Annotated in this window: 14 protein-coding genes and 2 tRNA genes; 9 read left to right on the forward strand and 7 right to left on the reverse strand. The window is 42.6% G+C overall.

The features are described 5' to 3' along the window. Positions 1-16 precede the first annotated feature (16 nt). The gene (locus DQQ10_RS20205; RefSeq protein ID WP_112748740.1) at positions 17-595 is read right to left on the reverse strand and encodes a Crp/Fnr family transcriptional regulator; all 579 of its coding nucleotides are present in this window, start codon (positions 593-595) and stop codon (positions 17-19) included. A gap of 75 nt (positions 596-670) precedes the next feature. On the opposite strand from DQQ10_RS20205, the gene DQQ10_RS20210 reads away from it, so the two are divergent. From DQQ10_RS20210 to DQQ10_RS20240, 7 genes are all read left to right on the forward strand, one after another. Continuing rightward, positions 671-1,255 carry a hypothetical protein gene (locus tag DQQ10_RS20210; protein ID WP_112748741.1) on the forward strand — a complete coding sequence of 195 codons (585 nt, stop codon included), beginning with the start codon at positions 671-673 and terminating at the stop codon, positions 1,253-1,255. A gap of 9 nt (positions 1,256-1,264) precedes the next feature. Then, positions 1,265-1,846, forward strand: a complete 582-nt coding sequence (locus DQQ10_RS20215) for a hypothetical protein (RefSeq protein ID WP_112748742.1) — start codon at positions 1,265-1,267, stop codon at positions 1,844-1,846. A gap of 22 nt (positions 1,847-1,868) precedes the next feature. After that, the gene (locus DQQ10_RS20220; RefSeq protein WP_112748743.1) at positions 1,869-2,414 is read left to right on the forward strand and encodes an NADAR family protein; all 546 of its coding nucleotides are present in this window, start codon (positions 1,869-1,871) and stop codon (positions 2,412-2,414) included. Between the two features lie 44 nt (positions 2,415-2,458). After that, positions 2,459-2,821 carry a carboxypeptidase-like regulatory domain-containing protein gene (locus DQQ10_RS20225; RefSeq protein WP_112748744.1) on the forward strand — a complete coding sequence of 121 codons (363 nt, stop codon included), beginning with the start codon at positions 2,459-2,461 and terminating at the stop codon, positions 2,819-2,821. 221 nt (positions 2,822-3,042) lie between these two features. Beyond that, positions 3,043-3,603 (forward strand): gluconate 2-dehydrogenase subunit 3 family protein, encoded by a 561-nt coding sequence (locus DQQ10_RS20230; RefSeq protein ID WP_112748745.1) that lies wholly within the window; start codon positions 3,043-3,045, stop codon positions 3,601-3,603. Continuing rightward, positions 3,600-5,297, forward strand: coding sequence for a GMC oxidoreductase (locus DQQ10_RS20235; RefSeq protein ID WP_112748746.1), 1,698 nt, complete (start codon positions 3,600-3,602; stop codon positions 5,295-5,297). The genes DQQ10_RS20230 and DQQ10_RS20235 overlap by 4 nt, the downstream gene beginning before the upstream one ends. A gap of 127 nt (positions 5,298-5,424) precedes the next feature. Beyond that, positions 5,425-7,125, forward strand: coding sequence for a sensor histidine kinase (locus tag DQQ10_RS20240; protein ID WP_112748747.1), 1,701 nt, complete (start codon positions 5,425-5,427; stop codon positions 7,123-7,125). A gap of 120 nt (positions 7,126-7,245) precedes the next feature. Here the strand turns inward: DQQ10_RS20240 and DQQ10_RS20245 are convergent, their stop codons facing one another. After that, positions 7,246-9,627 (reverse strand): ABC transporter permease, encoded by a 2,382-nt coding sequence (locus tag DQQ10_RS20245; RefSeq protein WP_112748748.1) that lies wholly within the window; start codon positions 9,625-9,627, stop codon positions 7,246-7,248. 160 nt (positions 9,628-9,787) lie between these two features. Next, positions 9,788-10,231: a DMT family transporter gene (locus tag DQQ10_RS20250; RefSeq protein WP_112748749.1), complete on the reverse strand. Its 444-nt coding sequence runs from the start codon at positions 10,229-10,231 to the stop codon at positions 9,788-9,790. Between the two features lie 232 nt (positions 10,232-10,463). Here DQQ10_RS20250 and DQQ10_RS20255 point away from each other — a divergent pair, with 232 nt between their 5' ends. Continuing rightward, complete coding sequence (locus DQQ10_RS20255) at positions 10,464-11,597, forward strand: BamA/TamA family outer membrane protein (RefSeq protein WP_112748750.1); 1,134 nt, start codon at positions 10,464-10,466, stop codon at positions 11,595-11,597. A gap of 478 nt (positions 11,598-12,075) precedes the next feature. Here DQQ10_RS20255 and DQQ10_RS28440 read toward each other — a convergent pair whose 3' ends face one another. The 3 genes from DQQ10_RS28440 to DQQ10_RS20270 all read right to left on the reverse strand — a co-directional run bounded on the left by DQQ10_RS28440 (position 12,076) and on the right by DQQ10_RS20270 (position 13,453). Beyond that, positions 12,076-12,243 carry a GIY-YIG nuclease family protein gene (locus DQQ10_RS28440; protein WP_221409761.1) on the reverse strand — a complete coding sequence of 56 codons (168 nt, stop codon included), beginning with the start codon at positions 12,241-12,243 and terminating at the stop codon, positions 12,076-12,078. Positions 12,244-12,402: 159 nt separating this feature from the next. Further along, positions 12,403-12,474: transfer RNA gene (locus DQQ10_RS20265), tRNA-Glu, on the reverse strand. Between the two features lie 907 nt (positions 12,475-13,381). After that, a tRNA-Glu gene (locus tag DQQ10_RS20270) sits at positions 13,382-13,453 on the reverse strand. 192 nt (positions 13,454-13,645) lie between these two features. On the opposite strand from DQQ10_RS20270, the gene gap reads away from it, so the two are divergent. Next, the gene (gene gap, locus DQQ10_RS20275) at positions 13,646-14,644 is read left to right on the forward strand and encodes a type I glyceraldehyde-3-phosphate dehydrogenase (RefSeq protein WP_112748751.1); all 999 of its coding nucleotides are present in this window, start codon (positions 13,646-13,648) and stop codon (positions 14,642-14,644) included. Positions 14,645-14,747: 103 nt separating this feature from the next. On the opposite strand, the gene DQQ10_RS20280 is transcribed toward gap, so the two are convergent. Next, a complete protein-coding gene (locus tag DQQ10_RS20280) occupies positions 14,748-17,003 on the reverse strand; it encodes a glycoside hydrolase family 9 protein (RefSeq protein ID WP_112748752.1) in 2,256 nt (751 codons plus the stop codon). Positions 17,004-17,205: the final 202 nt, after the last annotated feature.

The raw sequence follows: 17,205 nt of genomic DNA on the forward strand, positions 1-17,205 counted from the left end.
GATCCAGATCAAAAAGTTATCGTTCTGCGCGTAGGCGACTCAATGTTTCTTGTGTAATGCCGAGATAGGATGCGACCATTCCAAGGGGTAAGCGTGGATATAGGTCGCCGTAAACGGTAAGAAAATGGTCGTACTTTTCTTTCGCAGTTGTAAACCTGAGTGAGGTAATACGTTCCATGAAATGACCAAATAGGCTTCCCATCGATAGTCGAGCATATCGCTCCATTTCCGGGAAATTATCGAAGAGGTAGCCAAGGTGGTGGATCTTTAATTTAAAGGCGATGGTATCTTCGAGGGCATCAATGAAATAGATGTCAACCTTCTGTTGGATCATGCTCCGCGGCGAGTTTACCCACTCATTCTCGCTCACAAAATATTCCGTAATTTCTTTTCCATCTTTCAGAAAGTAAGTCCTTAGTATCCCTTTCTGAATAAAGTAGCTTTCTTTACAAATCGTGTCGGCGTTGTGAATTAGATCCCCCTTCTTAAACGTTACAAGGTGCATACGTTCTGCTAGCGCATCGCGTAATGATGTTGATAGTTTAATGTATTGTTCGAAATGTGCAAAAAGGGAAGCAAGGGCAGTGTCAACCATATGTTAAAGATAGCGGCGAATGATAAATATTGTTATGCTGGATTCTTTTAAAAATATAGTGCAAATTGGTTGATCATGGAATTGTCAGTTTATTTAATGCCACGGTATGCATGGATGTTGATCGTCGTGTTCTGGTTTTCTCCTGACATGACGTTGGCGCAGCGAAACACTACTGCCGTTGATAGTCTTGTCTTCGTTCGGGATATGCCTTATATCTGTGACCGTATTCCTGCTGAAGTACTTTCTGTGGGATGCGGCGACGGAATTTTTTGGCGCGTAGTCTCCGGTAAGCAGGCCGTTATATCGGCACTCATCGACCGAGTTTCAGATACGACTCAAACGAATGTATTTGTTCCAAATTTCGGCGGACATTATACAGTCGGTGATGTAGCCTACGTTGCGCTTCAAGAAATAATTCATGGCGTTCCTACGTTCGATTTACTTGGTGTTTCATTTGACGAAAAGGGCTGCGGGTATTGTGTTTATTGGAACACGATCCGGAATTTGAAACGACGATTGAGGTTTCAGAAAGCGCTGAGAGGATGGCACGAAAGTAATCGCAAGGCATTAGTGTGGAAAGAAAGCAATGATTTTGCGACTTGCGATTGTCGGGGTCGTCATCCCAATGGCGGACATTTCGAAATTAAGGGTAAAAATTGATAACGAACGATGAAAGAGTATCACATCAAGTTGTCGTGGTTTGATCGTAAGCGCAAGCTGATTTTGACTGAAAGTTATATCGAATTTGAGGGTGGTGACCTGATTGGAAAAACGATGGTGAAATATTTCCAAGACGATATCGTTGATTATAAGCATTCCAACGATTGGATTGTTTGGTATCGTTTTACCGTGGGTAGACAATTTAATATCTCGGTAAAAATGCGCTCTGGTGAAGAGTTGAAGTTGATGTTTAAAAGTTTTTTTGGACTAGGAAGTAATACATTTGAGCAATACGCTGAGATCGTAAAGCATATATGGGATCATTATGTAGTACATCGTGTCGATGAATTGTTGGATCAACTTAGTTGTGGCAACGCCATTCATATGCTTGGTGTAACCGTGGATCAGGTAGGCGTGCACGATCATCACCAGAAGATTACTTATCCGTGGGAAAATGTCGCTACCCAAGAGTATTACAATTACTTTGCATGCTATCATAACCAGAATGCAACATTGAACACGCGAATTGATTTTGATGCCTTCGGGGCTGAAATTCTGCTTTGTGTAATTAAAAAAAAACGTTGTCAGTAGCAGCGGCTCGTAGAGAAATAATATGATACATTACGATTTAGCTTGGGTTAAAACAAAATACGATAGCGGTGAAACGCTCAAGTTCATTTTCTTCTGGGGACATACTCAGAAAGGGAAGGCGTTAGGGCAATTTGTGTTTAGTCAGTGGTATCCATCTCTGTTTGTTGTCGATGGAGTATCCTACAAGACAGCGGAGCATTGGATAATGGCGCAGAAAGCAAAGTTGTTTGATGATGATGCTTGCTTTGAAAAAATTGTTCGTTCGGATAAACCCGGCGAGGTGAAAGAATTAGGTCGGCAAATTCGGAACTTTGACACTCAGCAATGGGATGCCTCAAAATTCGACATCGTAAAACGGGGTAACCTTTACAAATTCCAACAGGATGCAAAGTTGAAGGATTATCTTTTAACTACACAAGATCGAATTATCGTGGAGGCAAGTCCGGTGGACAGCATCTGGGGAATTGGTTTGAGTCAAGACGCGAAAGGCGCTGAAAATCCGCACCAATGGAAAGGGGAGAACCTTCTTGGATTTGCAATTATGGAAGTCCGGGATTTGTTGAAGTAAGCTTGGTTGAATAGATTTTTTGTGATATCCAAATTGGAAAGTTTATGAAAAGAGTATTGTCGGTTTTTATTCCCATGCTTTTATTAGCGGCTGCAGCTTTTGGACAAGATGTTCCCGTGAGCGGATTTGTAAATGATGAGAACGATAAGCCTGTACCCGGCGTGAATATAATCGTGAAGGGGACATCACACGGCACTGTTACAAAACAAGACGGCAGTTATACCATTGACGTTCCTAAGGGACAATTGACTATCCTCTTTATGCTCAATGGCTACAAAAAGTTTCAGCAGAAATTCGATGCTAAAAATGGGCTCCAGTATTTGTTAGACGTGAAGTTAGTGGCGGATAACCCGGCAAATGTGTTGCTGAAAAGTTATGGAGAGATGGGCGAGTTAAAACCTCAGTAAATTGTGCCTGGTGGCAAGCGGTTGCACCAATAGTGCTAAATCCTTTTACTACAGTCCGTAATTTTGATGGATTCGGGTCATTTTTCGATCGATGTATGATTACCATTGTATTTTGGGACATATTTTCTTTCAAAAAACGCTGTCGTGAAATGAGAGATGATTAATTTCGAATAACCATCGGCAGTGTGAATTGTCGGTAAAGAACCACAAAAACGATCTCTATGAAAAGAAGAATGCTCCTCAAACAGTTGGGGCTGCTGGCAGGAGCGGCAGTAGTATTGCCGCACTGCACAGGGAAAGAGACGGCCCAAGAGGCGACCATTTCCCTCCACAAACTTAAAATTACTGGGCATCATCAAAATTCAGTAACCGCATTAGTCGACGCACTTATTCCTAAAACAGATACTCCTGGAGCGAAGGAACTTGACGTGCAAAGCTACGTGTGGCGGATGGTGGACGATTGTACTTCAGAAGAAGATCAGAAGAAGTTTCTTGCAGGTCTTGATCACCTCACCACAATTGCTGACGATCGTTTTGGTAAAACCATCGCCGAGTGCAGTGCCGCAGATCTTCAGACCTTACTACAAGAAATGAACGATGGAAAAATCACCGAAAAAAATGTTGGTGACTTCTATCAACAATTCCGTCGTCATACCATTCGTGGATTTGTAGGTACTGAATCTGTGATGACTAATGTGTATCACTACAATATGATTCCAGGGCACTTTACAGGTGTAGTTGAAATTAAAGATCCCAACGACTTAAAGGTAATTTTAGGATGAACTTAAATATAGATGCAAAGGATAAAAATACTTTTGATGCGATCGTAATCGGATCAGGTATTAGCGGTGGATGGGCAGCGAAAGAGTTTGGTGAGAAGGGATTTAAAACCCTCGTGCTAGAGCGCGGACGCGATGTGAAGCATAACGTCGATTATCCAACAACGAATAAACGCCCGTGGGAATTCGAGCATTACGGTGAAATGCCACGCGATGTAAAGCAAGAGAATCCTATTGTGAGTAAGTGTTATGCGTTCAATGAAGATGCAGCACATTTTTTTGTGAAGGACAAAGAGCATCCTTATGTTCAAGACAAGCCATTCGATTGGATACGTGGATACCAAGTAGGCGGGAAATCGTTGTTATGGGCTAGGCAAACTCAACGCTGGAGCGAATTTGATTTCGAAGGACCTGCACGCGACGGTTTCGCTGTTGATTGGCCTATTCGCTATAAAGACATTGCGCCATGGTATAGCTATGTTGAAAAGTTCGCAGGCATATCGGGTAATAAGGATGGCCTTGCAGAACTTCCGGACGGTGAATTTTTGCCACCGATGGAGATGACTAAAGTAGAACAATACTTTCAAGCGAAGGTTGCTGAACTATACAATGATCGTCACATTATCATCGGAAGATGCGCACACATCACCGAGCCTAAAGATATTCACATTCAACAAGGGCGTGTGAAATGCCAGCATCGTAATTTGTGTCAACGTGGTTGTCCATTTGGTGGATATTTCAGCAGCAACGCTTCAACCATTCCATGGGCGCTAAAAACTGGCAACGTTACATTGAGACCCAATTCAGTTGTGCATTCAATTATTTATGACGACAAGAAAGGGAAGGCCGTTGGCGTGCGCGTGATTGATACGGAGACAAAAGAGTCGATCGAATATTTTGCCAACGTGATCTTTGTAAATGCGGCGGCGCTGAATACTAACCTGATCTTGCTTAACTCTACGTCGAATCGTTTCCCTGCTGGGTTAGGAAACGACAACGGTTTATTAGGAAAGTATGTAGCTTTTCATAATTATCGCGCACGTGTTTCTGCAGAAGTTGAAGGCTTTGAAAACTTTACAAAATCGGGGAATAGACCCAACGGATGTTATATCCCGCGCTTTAGGAATGTAAGAAAACAAGAAACGGATTTCTTGCGCGGCTATGCCGCGGGCTTTGATGCAAACCGATGGGTGAATCACCATGCAGAAGGTGTGGGGGCGGATCTAAAAGCGAACTTGTTCAAGCCGACTCTTGGCGGATGGCATGTTGGCTCTCACATGATGGGCGAAACAATTCCGAAGGATACCAACTTTGTGTCGCTGGATGCTAATCAGAAAGATGCATGGGGTATACCTTTGTTGAAAATCAATATAGACTACGACACAAATGACGACAAGATGGTTGCAGACTATCTTGAGCAGATGACAGAAATGTTTGAAAAAGCCGGGTTTAAGAATGTTAAAACTCACGATAGTAAACAGGCACCAGGCTTGGATATTCATGAAATGGGTGGTGTTCGTATGGGGAATGATCCGAAAACATCATTGTTGAATAAATGGAATCAGTTGCATGCATGTAAAAATGTATTTGTGACCGACGGTGCTTGTATGACGTCGACCTCGACACAAAATCCGTCACTGACCTATATGGCATTAACGGCACGTGCTGTTGACTATGCTGTAAAGCAGAAATTCTAACAGTGTCGATAATTTAAATTTTAGTCCAAGTTTTTCAGATGATGGAAGACTTGGACTTTTTTTATTTTTTGGAATAGCATCGTTGCAACGCTTTTCAGCGAGGAAGTTTTTGGCTACCTTATTGGTCATGAAACCTTTCGACGGCAGATTGTCACTAAACCTGGGCGCTTTTTCAAGAAAGGTGGAAGGTTATATCGTCTATATTCTGTTTGTTTTGATTTTATCGCTGCTATTGGCCAACATCATTTTGATGTATCAAAATAACAAGGTGATTGAGTACAACAAGGCACAGCAGGAGGAGGCTGAGCGGATTAAAGTAAATACACTCGATATTATTCGCACCATTCATCAACTCGATATGGGATTGCGGGGCTATGCATTGATATTTTCCGATGTTCAGCATGATGTTGTTCTCAAAGGGTTCGCGCAAATGGATACGATACTGCGGCGATTAGAAGTTTCGTTAGCGAAGCAGCATTTTCCAATGGAATCGTTTAATACGCTAAGGGATTCGACCAATATTTACATAGGCACTATTCGCAGCATGCTCGTTCTCGCGGAGCAACAGAAGATCGGTGAGTTTAACGCAATGCTTAAGAAAGATCTTGGCCTTTACGCGTACTTGTCTTATGTCAGATTCACGAATCACGTAAACAGTTTTGAAGATTCAATAGCCAAACAAGCTCACGCTCGTTATCGATTAGCACTTCGAAATGGATATGTATTGCAGATCGTCTTGTTTTTTATCATGGTGCCAGCCTTGCTTTACATGATGTTTCTATTCAACAAGACCATTCGAATATCAACGCAGCTTGCGGCAGCACGGCAAGACACAGCGGATGTTTTGTCGAGACAAAAACTAGAGTTGGAGAACCAAGTGCAGGAGCGAACGAACGAAATTTTAGCACAGAACGAAGAGATCATAGCGCAAAACGAAGAGATTGTATCGCACAATGAACAAATGAATCTTCACCAAGTTGAAATTGAACGGCAACGCAATGCTTTGCAAGAAAGAACGGAGAAGCTTACTGAGGCATATCAGATCATCGAGCGTCAACACAATATGATGCAGGAGCGGAATAAGGAGCTCACGCAAGAAGTAAGTGAGCAAAACCGCGACCTTCGTAAAACTAACCTCGAGTTGATTGAGCAAAATAATAGGTTGGAGCAGTTTGGTTACATTATCTCGCATAATTTCAGGGCACCCATGGCGCGATTGATTGGTCTTTCAAGGTTGTTGAAAGACTCAGATCAAGAGTCAGACCGTGCTAACCTGATCAATTTGATCGTAAAATCGACCAATGACTTTGACAATGTATTCAAAGATCTAACCATGATTTTAAGTATACAGAAGTTGAATACCGATGTGTACACCAAGATAACGTTAGACGAAGTGATGAAGAAGGTGACGTCGATGTTGGAGCAAGAAATTTTCACAACGGATGCAGAAGTACTTACAGACTTTAGCAAAGCGCCCGTAGTGGTATCGTTGTGCCAGTATATAGAGAGTATACTTTTTAACTTGGTTAGCAATGCGATTAAGTTTCGTCATCCAGACAGGAAGCCTATCGTTATTGTGAAGTCTAAGATGGTCGGCCATCAATTCCTTCTCTCGGTTACCGACAATGGTTTAGGTATTGATTTGGAACGTCACGCGAGTACTGTGTTTAATTTGTATAAACGCTTTCATTTTCATGTTGAAGGAAAGGGACTTGGATTATTCCTGGTTCGAACACAAGTTGAAGCCTTGGGCGGAAGGATTAAAATAGAAAGCAAACCTGACTCGGGAACCGTGTTCAAGATCGAGCTGAAGATGAATACTGTTTAGGTGCGTTTTGCGAATCAATGTTAATGAGCAGTGTCGCAGCATTTTAGCCTATGATACGGATTCGTTAGCGCGCTTCGAGTCTGTACTGTAGATGAAACTCGAAGCGCCATTTTTTTTATATTATTCAGATCTTAATGCTTTTACCGGATTACTTTTAGCGGCACGCATAATCGTTGAACATGTTGTTAACATTCCCATCAAGAAAATTGTCAGCGCGCACAGTATTGTAGGAACAGTGCCTACATCAATGCGAAGTGCATAGATTGACCCTAACATCATTTCTGTGAGAAAGTATCCTCCGACAGATCCAAGTATCGCGGCGATAACAAGAATGATTAGAAACTCCTTATTGATCGCATTAATAATGCTCCCCACGGACGCGCCAAGCGTTTTTCGAATGCCAATTTCTTTCGTGCGTTTGGCGATGTTTTGAGAGGCGAGCGCAAAAATTCCAGAGAGCGATAGTAGTCCACCCAAAACCGTGATAAAAATTAGGATCTTCTGTAGATTCGAATTTGTACTCTTGCTGTCGCCAAGCACGAGCTCTTCTTGTGTATAACTCTCAAATGGAATGATTTGGAATGTCTCTTTCCACTTTCCTTCCAAGTATTGGCGCATATCTTTTACATTGTCTTTGTCAACCTTCACAACCATGTTCATGTACTGATGTTTCCCTGCAGGGTAAAAGATGAATGGTTCGACTTCGCGTGCACGGTAAAGGTTGTCGATGTGATTCTCCACTACACCAACGATGATGTGTTTCATGTTGTGCAAGTAAATCACTTTTTCGATCGGATCGTCTAATCCCACCTTCGTCAAAAACGCTTTGTTCACGATTAAACCCTCTTCCTGATCCGATTGGTTGTCGAGATTGAAGTATCGTCCAGCGACTAATTTTAATCCCATCGTTTCTAGATAATTTTTGCCAACGCCCAATGCCTGAACATCATAAGTAGAGGTGTCGGACTTGATAGGTGTCGAGTAACTGTTGGTACCGAGGTTACCATCGGCAATACCCACACTTAGGATTTTAGAATTAGGGGCGATCGCTGAGGCGAATGTTTCATATTCCTTTTCTCCCGAGGTTCTCACAGTGATGATACCATTGGTGTTGTATCCAAATTCCAATGATTCTTGAAATTTTGCATTTCGAATAAAAGTAACACCACCGACAAGCACGACAATCGATAGCGCGAATTGGAATGCAATCAAGGATCGGGTCAGCATGTTTGTGCCATTGATTTTGATGTTACCTTTTAACAACTGCGTTGGTCTGAATCCACTGCTCGATAATGCTGGATATATTCCGGCAATCAAAGCGCATACGAAGAGCAAAATTGTAAGGGCTATTACGAGGTTGATTCCGTTGAGGTCTTGCATGCCATAAGGTAGGTGCCACATCGCAGCAAATATTGGTACGATAAATTGCGCGATGGTAAGTCCAACTAAAATCGATAGTACTACAGTCAATACAGTTTCGAGTAGAAATTGGTAAACGATTTGTCGTCGTGCGGCGCCAATTGCTTTGCGGACACCAACTTCCTTCAATCGCTTTGTTGTCATGGCAATCGACGTATTCGTCAAGTTAAAGCAGGCAATTAGTAAAATTAATCCTGCCATTGCCATAAAAACCGTCAATGCAATTTGGTCCAAGGCAAGGGCTACAGAAGAGTTTCGGATGTTGTCGTGTGAAATAACTTCTTTGAATGGTGCGAGTGAATAAGATTCCACAACCATTTCGGTTCTTAGTTTATTACGCGTAGGAATGTACTTCTGTAACGACTTCGTTACTTGTGGTGCGTTGTCGGCAGATGTTAGTGCAAAGAAAGTAGAGGGGTTGCGCCAATCGCCCCAATCATCAGCAGCGACTTTGTTGAGCGATAGAAAATGTTCCATGCGCATGATTGCATCAAAGTAGAACGAGGTGTTAGACGGCACTTTTTTGACAACACCACCAACGATAACATCAATTTCAAATTCATTGATACTCTTTAATGTCATCATCTTACCAACTGGATCTTCATTGCCGAAATATTTTCTGGCCAATGTCTCCGAAATGAAAATCGAGTTTTTTTCTTGAAACGACCGATGGCTTCCTTTCTCAAGTGGAAAATCAAACATTTCAAAAAATGAGCTGTCCGCGAATGCGATTGCCTGATTGAAGGCATTGTCCTTATACCGCAAAGCTCCCCCGCCAATTTGATATCGCGTATAACTTTTTATGCCTGCAATTTCTTCCAGCGCAATGGGCGCCATAGCATTTGGTGCAGTGTTGTCGATAACTGCTCGACCATCACGTTCATGAGAATGAGTATGCACAGCAAAAATGTTTGCTGTTTTTTCAGCCTTGTGGAAACTGTTGAATTCCATGTTGAAAGCGATGAGAAGATATGCTGTAATGCAACACGCTAATGAAATTCCAAGTCCAACAGTGTTGATAATGACGTAGTGCTTATTCTTCGAGAGGCTTCGAAAGGCAACGATCAGATAATTTTTTAACATAAGAGGAGCTTTACCAAATGTGCTATTGCTAAAACTTAGCCAAAAGTTAGGTAGCTGCTGGTCAATACGTTATCGGGCTCGGATGATGATCGCGTGTTCGATGCAAGACACAAATGGTCGATTACGGGCAATTGGGCTCAACGGCTAACGGGTAAACGAATCAGAATTTTCTGATCAGAATCACGCCACCGATAATGAGTAACATACCGAGAATTCGCGGTAGGTTAATGCTGTGTTGCTGCGCCACGAGCAGATTGAAATGTTCAAGAATGAGCGCAACAATCATTTGTCCGGCGACAATTAGGCTGAACGTCAACGCGGGGCCTATGCGTGGGATGGTGAAGATAACAATCGTTACGTAGAATGCGCCGAGTAGTCCAGCAATCCAGCCTAGTGCGGGTATTGATTTAAACGCTTGTGTATTGATCGTCTCACTGGAGAATACGATGTACATGACAAGTGATAGGCCTCCTACTACAAAGGAGAGCAGTGATGCAGCGACGCCACTTTCAAGTACCTTTCCGACTTTTGCATTTAAAGATGCTTGTATTGGTAAAACCATTCCTGAAATTAAAGCCAGTCCTAACCAAACGAATTTATTCATATGCTTGTGATAATTTGTTTTTGCATAACGCGCTAACGTCTGCGATTCTATTGCGTGAGTATTCAGTAAAGATAACGATGGACCGTCCCAAAATGATAGTGCGGCCTTTGATTATGATGGATCATTTAGTGTAAACGTTGTATTTTTGCTAGCTAACGGTGCTAATCGAAAACAAAACGTTGGCATTATTGTTTAACGATCTACTTCGATCGCCATACTAAAGCAGGAGTTCATGCTGTTCTTATTTCGTACTGTATTTTCTTGTCTCATTCTCGTGTTGCTCTGTAATCTGTGCGTTGCGCAGGCTAAAAAGAAGTTGTTTGGATTCAGTCGTATGGATGATACGGTGACTGTTGAGAAGAATGGATTTTTTGTACTGCCATTAGTCTATTATACGCCCGATACGCGATGGGCATTTGGAGGGGCAGGTGTTTATTATTTTAAGACTCCACCCAAGTATGAGTACGAGCAATTGACGCGTGTGTCGTATGTTCAATTTCTTGCTGACTACACTCAGAATAAACAACTTGATGTGTGGGGCGTGTGGAATATTTTTACACGCAACGAAAATTATTTATTGAAAGGCGAAGCGCGCTATCGGAATTTCCCCGACCGTTTTTTTGGTGTGGGTAACGCTACCCCTGCATCGAATGAAGAACGTTATGAGTATAGTTTGATCAGTTTAAAAAATCTGGTATTGAAGAAAATACAACCCGCGTTATTCGTTGGACTGGATTATCACTTTGAGTACGAATACAATTTTAGTTACACAGAGGGAGGGGTGTTGGAGCAGGGTACGGTGACGGGTTACAAGGGCGGAATAGGCTCTGCTATTGGTGTGGTTGGCGTGTACGATAGTAGAGATAACGCGATCAATGCACGCACAGGGAAACTGTTGGAACTCTCTACCTATGTTTATACGAAGGCAGTAGGAAGTACATTCTCATTTTTTGTTGCCAATGGATTGTATCAGCATCATTGGCCGATAGGGGATAGGCAGTCAATCGGTTTGCAAACAAAAGTGCGCTTGAGCTACGGAGATGTTCCTTTTCTGGATTTATCTGTCGTTGGTGGTGATGATATTTTGCGCGGATATCCGAAGTATCGTTATCGCGATCGCCATTTTTTTGGAACCCAGTTGGAATATCGTCTTCCGTTGTTCTGGAGATTAGGCATGGTAGGATTTGCCGGTGTTGGCGATGTTTTCGATTCTGTTAGCGATGTTAAAGGTGCTACGCTAAAGTATTCGGTAGGCTCAGGAATTCGTTTCGCGGTAAACCCTGCAGAACGATTGAATATCCGTTTCGATTACGCGTTCGGTCGCGATGGTGGCTACTTCTATTTTTCGGTTGCTGAATCGTTTTAAGGGATGCTAAATGCAGCTCTTCTCAGCTGATCCCTATTGTGTTGTTTAGTCTTGTGTTCCTGATAAAATCTCTGACACTGGAATTAAAAATCTTAGCTTTTTTGTAGACATCAAGTTTTTCAAAGTCAAACGTAATGGGGCGATCAATTGCTAACAACCGGAGAGAAATAGAGGGGATGAATGCAGTGTGAGAGCGAAGAAAAAAACAGGGCAAGTCAGCTCGCTCTCGACCTCACACTCGCTCTTTTTTTTGTAATCCCGAGGGTATGAATATCGAACTTTTTTATTGAGATCTTGAGGGAGATAACTAGAATATCGTAGAAGCTTAATGGGAGGAATGCTCGCTTATAATTTCAATACCAACCGTGCTTTGATAACCAAATTTTAGCAGCGTTTCTCTAAGCATAAGTTTAACAGCCTTTTTACCAGCTGAAGTTTTAAAATATGTTTCTCGTTTTCGTGCGTCGACTTCAAAAAGCTAAAACTCACAAAAGATTAACACCAGCGGTCTTCGCGGAGCAGTACTCTTAGTTCGCCCTTCATTATGATCTTTGATTCGTTGCCCGATGTTCGAGGTGAATCCGGTGTAAAGCAGATAGTCCTTATGGCTAAACAATATATAAACGCAATAAGGTAGAGGCATCATGAATCATGGGTTGAAACTCACGTTCATAATAGGGAGTTCGTAGAAACGATGGAATCTAGTTTCCTGACTTTCCTGAACCAGATCTCCTGCGTCGATCGCTTCAGGACGATAAAGTTAAAAAGCCACGCAATTCATTGCATGGCTTTTTCTGCTTTTTCGTAGTCCGTACGGGAATCGAACCCGTGTTACCAGAATGAAAATCTGGTGTCCTAACCCCTAGACGAACGGACCGTTTAGGTTAATCTTGATTCAGAGGCTTCTCGTATTTTATGCGGGTACCTCCTAAGAGGCTGCAAATATAAGGGTAGTATGATGATTTGAAAGACTTGCGAGAAAAACATCTGCATTTTTTTATCGCTGAAATTTGAGGCGAACCGTATTGACTACATTGAACGGCGTTGCGTTCTTTATTATACAAGGCTGTTAAAAATTAACCCCTTCGGAAGTGCAAGGTCACGTGCCTACGAACATCGCTGAAGCTTTTAAGCTTTTTAATGCTGAGAACGAATTTCATTTAAGTTCATCATGCGCCCAACGGTGACTGAAAACAAAAAAAGCCGAAAGATCACTTCTGCTATTGCTACTTTTCTTGTAGTCCCGAGGTACGAATATCGAACTAGTTAATTGAGATCTTGAGGGAGATAACTAGAATATCGTTGAAGCCTAATGTGAGGAATCCTCGCTTGTAATTTCAATACCAGCTGTTCTTTGATAACCAAATTTCAGCAGCGTTTCTCTACGCATAGGTTAACAGCCTTTACCACCTGAAGTTTTAAAATATGGTTCTCGTTTTCGTGCATCAACTTCAAAAGGTAAAACTCACAAAAGATTAACACCAGTGGTCCTCGCGGAGCAGTATTCTTAGTTCGCCCGTCATTATGATCTTTGATTCGTTGGCCGATGTTCGAGTGAATCCAGTGTAAAGTAGATGGTCCTTATGGCTAAACAATATATAAACGCAATAAGGTAAAGGCATTATGAATCATGGGCGAAATTCATGATCATAATAGTGAGTTTGTAGAAACGATGAAATCTGGTTTTCTTGACTTTCCTGAAGCAGATCTCCGGCGGCGATCGCTTCAGGACGATAAAGCGAAAAAGCCACGCAATTCATTGCATGGCTTTTTCTGCTTTATCGTAGTCCGTACGGGAATCGAACCCGTGTTACCAGAATGAAAATCTGGTGTCCTAACCCCTAGACGAACGGACCGTTTTAGGTTGTCTCCTTACGTAGCTTAAGCGGTTCTTTTAGCAATTCCGTAAAAAGTGGTGCAAAGATAGGCTTCGTAACATGATTTGCAAACCGGTGCGTTAAAAAAAATAGAAAACGCAATTTTATTTCATTGGTTTTAGACAACAGGTCTACTATTTTTGGCATCTCGTATTTTAAACCCAATAGAAAATGACCAAAGTAGGTATTAATGGTTTTGGCCGTATTGGCCGTCTGGCATTCCGAGCTGCTATCAATCGTAAAGATATTGAGATCGTCGGTATCAATGACCTCGTTGAGCCTGATTACATGGCTTACATGCTTAAGTATGACTCTACCCACGGCAAGTTCGATGGTACAGTAGAAGTAAAAGATGGTAACCTTATCGTAAATGGTAAGAAGATCCGTGTTACTGCTGAGAAAGATCCAGCAAACTTGAAATGGTCTGAAGTTGGTGCTGAGATCGTTATCGAGTCGACAGGCTTATTCCTTACACAAGCTGATGGACAGAAGCACATCACCGCTGGTGCGAAGAAAGTTGTTTTCTCTGCGCCTGCAAAAGATGACACACCAACATTCGTAATGGGTGTTAACCATAAGAAACTTACAGCACAGCATACAATCGTTTCTAACGCATCTTGTACAACAAACTGTCTCGCACCAATCGCGAAAGTATTGAACGATAAGTTCGGTATTGTAGAAGGTTTGATGAGCACTATCCACGCGGTTACTGCAACGCAGAAAACAGTGGACGGTCCTTCAGCAAAAGACTGGAGAGGTGGTCGTGGTGCTTACCAAAATATTATCCCTTCATCTACAGGTGCAGCGAAAGCAGTAGCGCTTGTTATCCCTGAATTGAAAGGTAAACTTACAGGTATGGCATTCCGTGTTCCGGTTGCTGACGTATCTGTTGTTGATCTTACTGTAAGACTTGCCAAGCCTGCATCTTATGATGTTATCAAGGCTGCCATGAAAGAAGCTTCTGAAGGTGAATTGAAAGGTATCCTTGGATATACTGAAGATGAAGTTGTATCACAAGATTTCCTTGGCGATGCGCGTACATCTATCTTCGATGCGAAAGCTGGTATCTCTTTGAACGACGGCTTCGTGAAAGTAGTATCATGGTACGACAACGAGTGGGGTTATTCAAACAAACTCATCGACCTCGTACAAGAACTTGCAAAAGTTTAATCACGATATAACTGAAATAAAAAGAGGCTGTCTTCGCAATGGAGGCAGCCTCTTTTATTTGAATTCCGTTCGTTTATTTCTTCGACAAATAAGCTGTGAGCGATTAATTTTTAACAACCTTCCTCGCTACGACAGTGTTGTTCCGGTGGATCAATACAACGTAGTACCCAGCAGCATAGTGGGCTAGATTCAAGCTGATGGTTTTCTCATTTGAAATTTTATTTTCAATGGCCATCCCTACGTTGTTACGCAATTCTATCTGCACATTTTCTTTTCTCAGATTCATGATGTCGATCATGCCATTCGTTGGATTAGGGAACACAACAAAATCAGTTTCATTGTCTTCGTCAATGCTCGTTACGATTTCTGTGCACAATGCGGCATCTGTAATGGGTGTCACGCCAGTGTCGCCACCGGAGCAGATATTGCAGACGTCGTACGTTGCTGTTCCATTAGCCTTTCCGCTACAGTCGTAATTGGCAACAACGAAGTGTGATAACATGCGTATATAATTCATTTGATACCCGTTACTGTTTTCTGTGACCGACCATGAGTTCAATGGCCAGCTCGTATTAAAATCTTTGTAAGACTTTTGTGCGGGCTGATTTTTCGGGGGAACCACAGACTCGGCATTACATGCGGTAGTGCTGCATGTATTGTTCGCACAGCAAACATCTTTGTCGTAGCTTGGATTAGGTCCACCAACTACAAAACCAGGTGCTGGTCCATAGGTGGAGACGCCAACACGATCCCACTTGGCGCTACCGTTGCCAAACCAAGTATGATAAAATTCATTAACACCGTTTTCCGCTCCATAGGCATACATGTTCGAGAGGTAAACAAAATTCAACGGGTTCACGCCATGCAAGTAGTGAATGAATTCTTCTGCAGCTGCTAAAGCGATATCATTTTTAGTGTCATCGATGTTGTATCGCTTCCAGTCTAAGAACATCAAACTTTGACTTCCTTTGGTTGCATTGCTACCCCATGTATAATCTTTGATGAATGCACGATAAGGATCGGTCATATTGGTATAGGCGGCGAAATTATTGTCGCTATTCATCGCATTCTTATATGCTGTCTTAATCGCTGTAACCACGTTGGCCGATACGTTGGGTATCGTCGTATAGTGTAATAGTATTTCTTGATTCGCTGTTTCAAAAGGGAAAGCGAAATTCCAAGCGATCAAATGCACCTCGTCATAGTTGTCTTCAAAGAATTGTTTGTACTTCGCTTCTCCGGTGATCTCGAATAAATACATCGCTGCTTCAAGCTTAGCCATGAACCGTCCGTAGTCGTTTGTTTCTTGTTGTCCTGCACCGAGTCCGCTCGTACCGGATGCAGTATCATTGTTTTTGAAGATTACATTGGGGTTTGCAGTCGCCCAATCCCAGGCTTTGATAGCGCGTGCTTTCAAATCAGCAGCATAGTTTTTCATACCACGCGAGCCGTACACTTTTGATGCGATTGCAAATGCAGCCGCCGTGTTAAGCGTAGCCGATGTGCTTGCATTGCCATACAAACTTTGACCTGTAGCACTTGAAGGTGGGCTTGCATGGGAAAGTCCTACAATACTGAGCACGCTTCCATTGGTGTTTTGCATGCGCACCAAATGATCGACTCCCCATTTCGCTTCGTCAAGGAGATCTGGAATGTTATTGCCAGACTCAGGAATGTTATAATCGTCGCTCCATGCGCCAGGATTTTCCAAATAGGCAAGCATAAAGTCGACAACATAGTTTGCCGTCCATGTCGTGTATTTATTGTAGTCGCCGGCATCATACCAACCACCGCGTAAATCACGTTCCGTAGATGCGTTATTCTGCTGATTGTAAACGCGGGCATTTGGATCTTGAAGATTTTTCAAGTGACTAGCTTCGTCGGCCCATGCTGCGCCAGCGTACGTCGCGTCTTTCTTGAATCCAGCGCGCTGATAGAAGAATGTTCGCACGGCATGCTTTAACAATTCTTGATAAAGATCGTCGGCGATTTTAAACTCATAAGAGCGCAGGTTTTGTTCGATATCCAGAATGTAATAATCCCCTGGTGTTTCAAGACTTGAAAAATCGAACCACCATACCTTGTCCCCGGATGAGGCGTCGGTATTGCCACTATTCCAAGATGCGATGGTCCCTGTAAGAACATTTTCATCTGTGGTTGCATCTACAACGGCATAGCTACTGCCCGGTGTAAACGATTCGTCGCTGTCGAAGCCCACCACCGGATCGCGGATCACCGCAACTTTTTTCGATATGGTACGGTAGCCGAATTGATCAACGCAAATGTATTTCGTAGTGGTTTGGGCATCGATATCAACTTGAAACGAGAGGATTAAAAGAAGGAGTATAATTTTTCTCATGGGCAGGTCTGTGGGTTTGGATATTAAAGTTACGCTCGAAATCGTTAGCGTGTAGTCGCGTTTAACAAAGTATCCCGTGAAATGAAACAAACGATGCCTTGAAATCTAACAAGTGGTGTCGTGAATGATATCACGGCGACGCGAATTAGAATCGCAAAAGGGTGGCGTCTTTAAGACGCCGATAGCGACGGTTTAAAATCGT

Source organism: Pseudochryseolinea flava, from assembly GCF_003286915.1.
GTDB lineage: Bacteria > Bacteroidota > Bacteroidia > Cytophagales > Cyclobacteriaceae > Ohtaekwangia > Ohtaekwangia flava.

Bases quoted from the DNA above. Each gene is read 5' to 3' on its own strand.
- DQQ10_RS20245 (WP_112748748.1), bottom strand. From the start codon at position 9,627: ATGTTAAAAAATTATCTGATCGTTGCCTTTCGAAGCCTCTCGAAGAAT.
- DQQ10_RS20205 (WP_112748740.1), bottom strand. From the start codon at position 595: ATGGTTGACACTGCCCTTGCTTCCCTTTTTGCACATTTCGAACAATAC.
- DQQ10_RS20280 (WP_112748752.1), bottom strand. From the start codon at position 17,003: ATGAGAAAAATTATACTCCTTCTTTTAATCCTCTCGTTTCAAGTTGAT.
- DQQ10_RS20235 (WP_112748746.1), top strand. From the start codon at position 3,600: ATGAACTTAAATATAGATGCAAAGGATAAAAATACTTTTGATGCGATC.
- DQQ10_RS20255 (WP_112748750.1), top strand. From the start codon at position 10,464: ATGCTGTTCTTATTTCGTACTGTATTTTCTTGTCTCATTCTCGTGTTG.
- gap (WP_112748751.1), top strand. From the start codon at position 13,646: ATGACCAAAGTAGGTATTAATGGTTTTGGCCGTATTGGCCGTCTGGCA.
- DQQ10_RS20240 (WP_112748747.1), top strand. From the start codon at position 5,425: ATGAAACCTTTCGACGGCAGATTGTCACTAAACCTGGGCGCTTTTTCA.
- DQQ10_RS28440 (WP_221409761.1), bottom strand. From the start codon at position 12,243: ATGATGCCTCTACCTTATTGCGTTTATATATTGTTTAGCCATAAGGAC.
- DQQ10_RS20215 (WP_112748742.1), top strand. From the start codon at position 1,265: ATGAAAGAGTATCACATCAAGTTGTCGTGGTTTGATCGTAAGCGCAAG.
- DQQ10_RS20210 (WP_112748741.1), top strand. From the start codon at position 671: ATGGAATTGTCAGTTTATTTAATGCCACGGTATGCATGGATGTTGATC.
- DQQ10_RS20225 (WP_112748744.1), top strand. From the start codon at position 2,459: ATGAAAAGAGTATTGTCGGTTTTTATTCCCATGCTTTTATTAGCGGCT.
- DQQ10_RS20220 (WP_112748743.1), top strand. From the start codon at position 1,869: ATGATACATTACGATTTAGCTTGGGTTAAAACAAAATACGATAGCGGT.
- DQQ10_RS20250 (WP_112748749.1), bottom strand. From the start codon at position 10,231: ATGAATAAATTCGTTTGGTTAGGACTGGCTTTAATTTCAGGAATGGTT.
- DQQ10_RS20230 (WP_112748745.1), top strand. From the start codon at position 3,043: ATGAAAAGAAGAATGCTCCTCAAACAGTTGGGGCTGCTGGCAGGAGCG.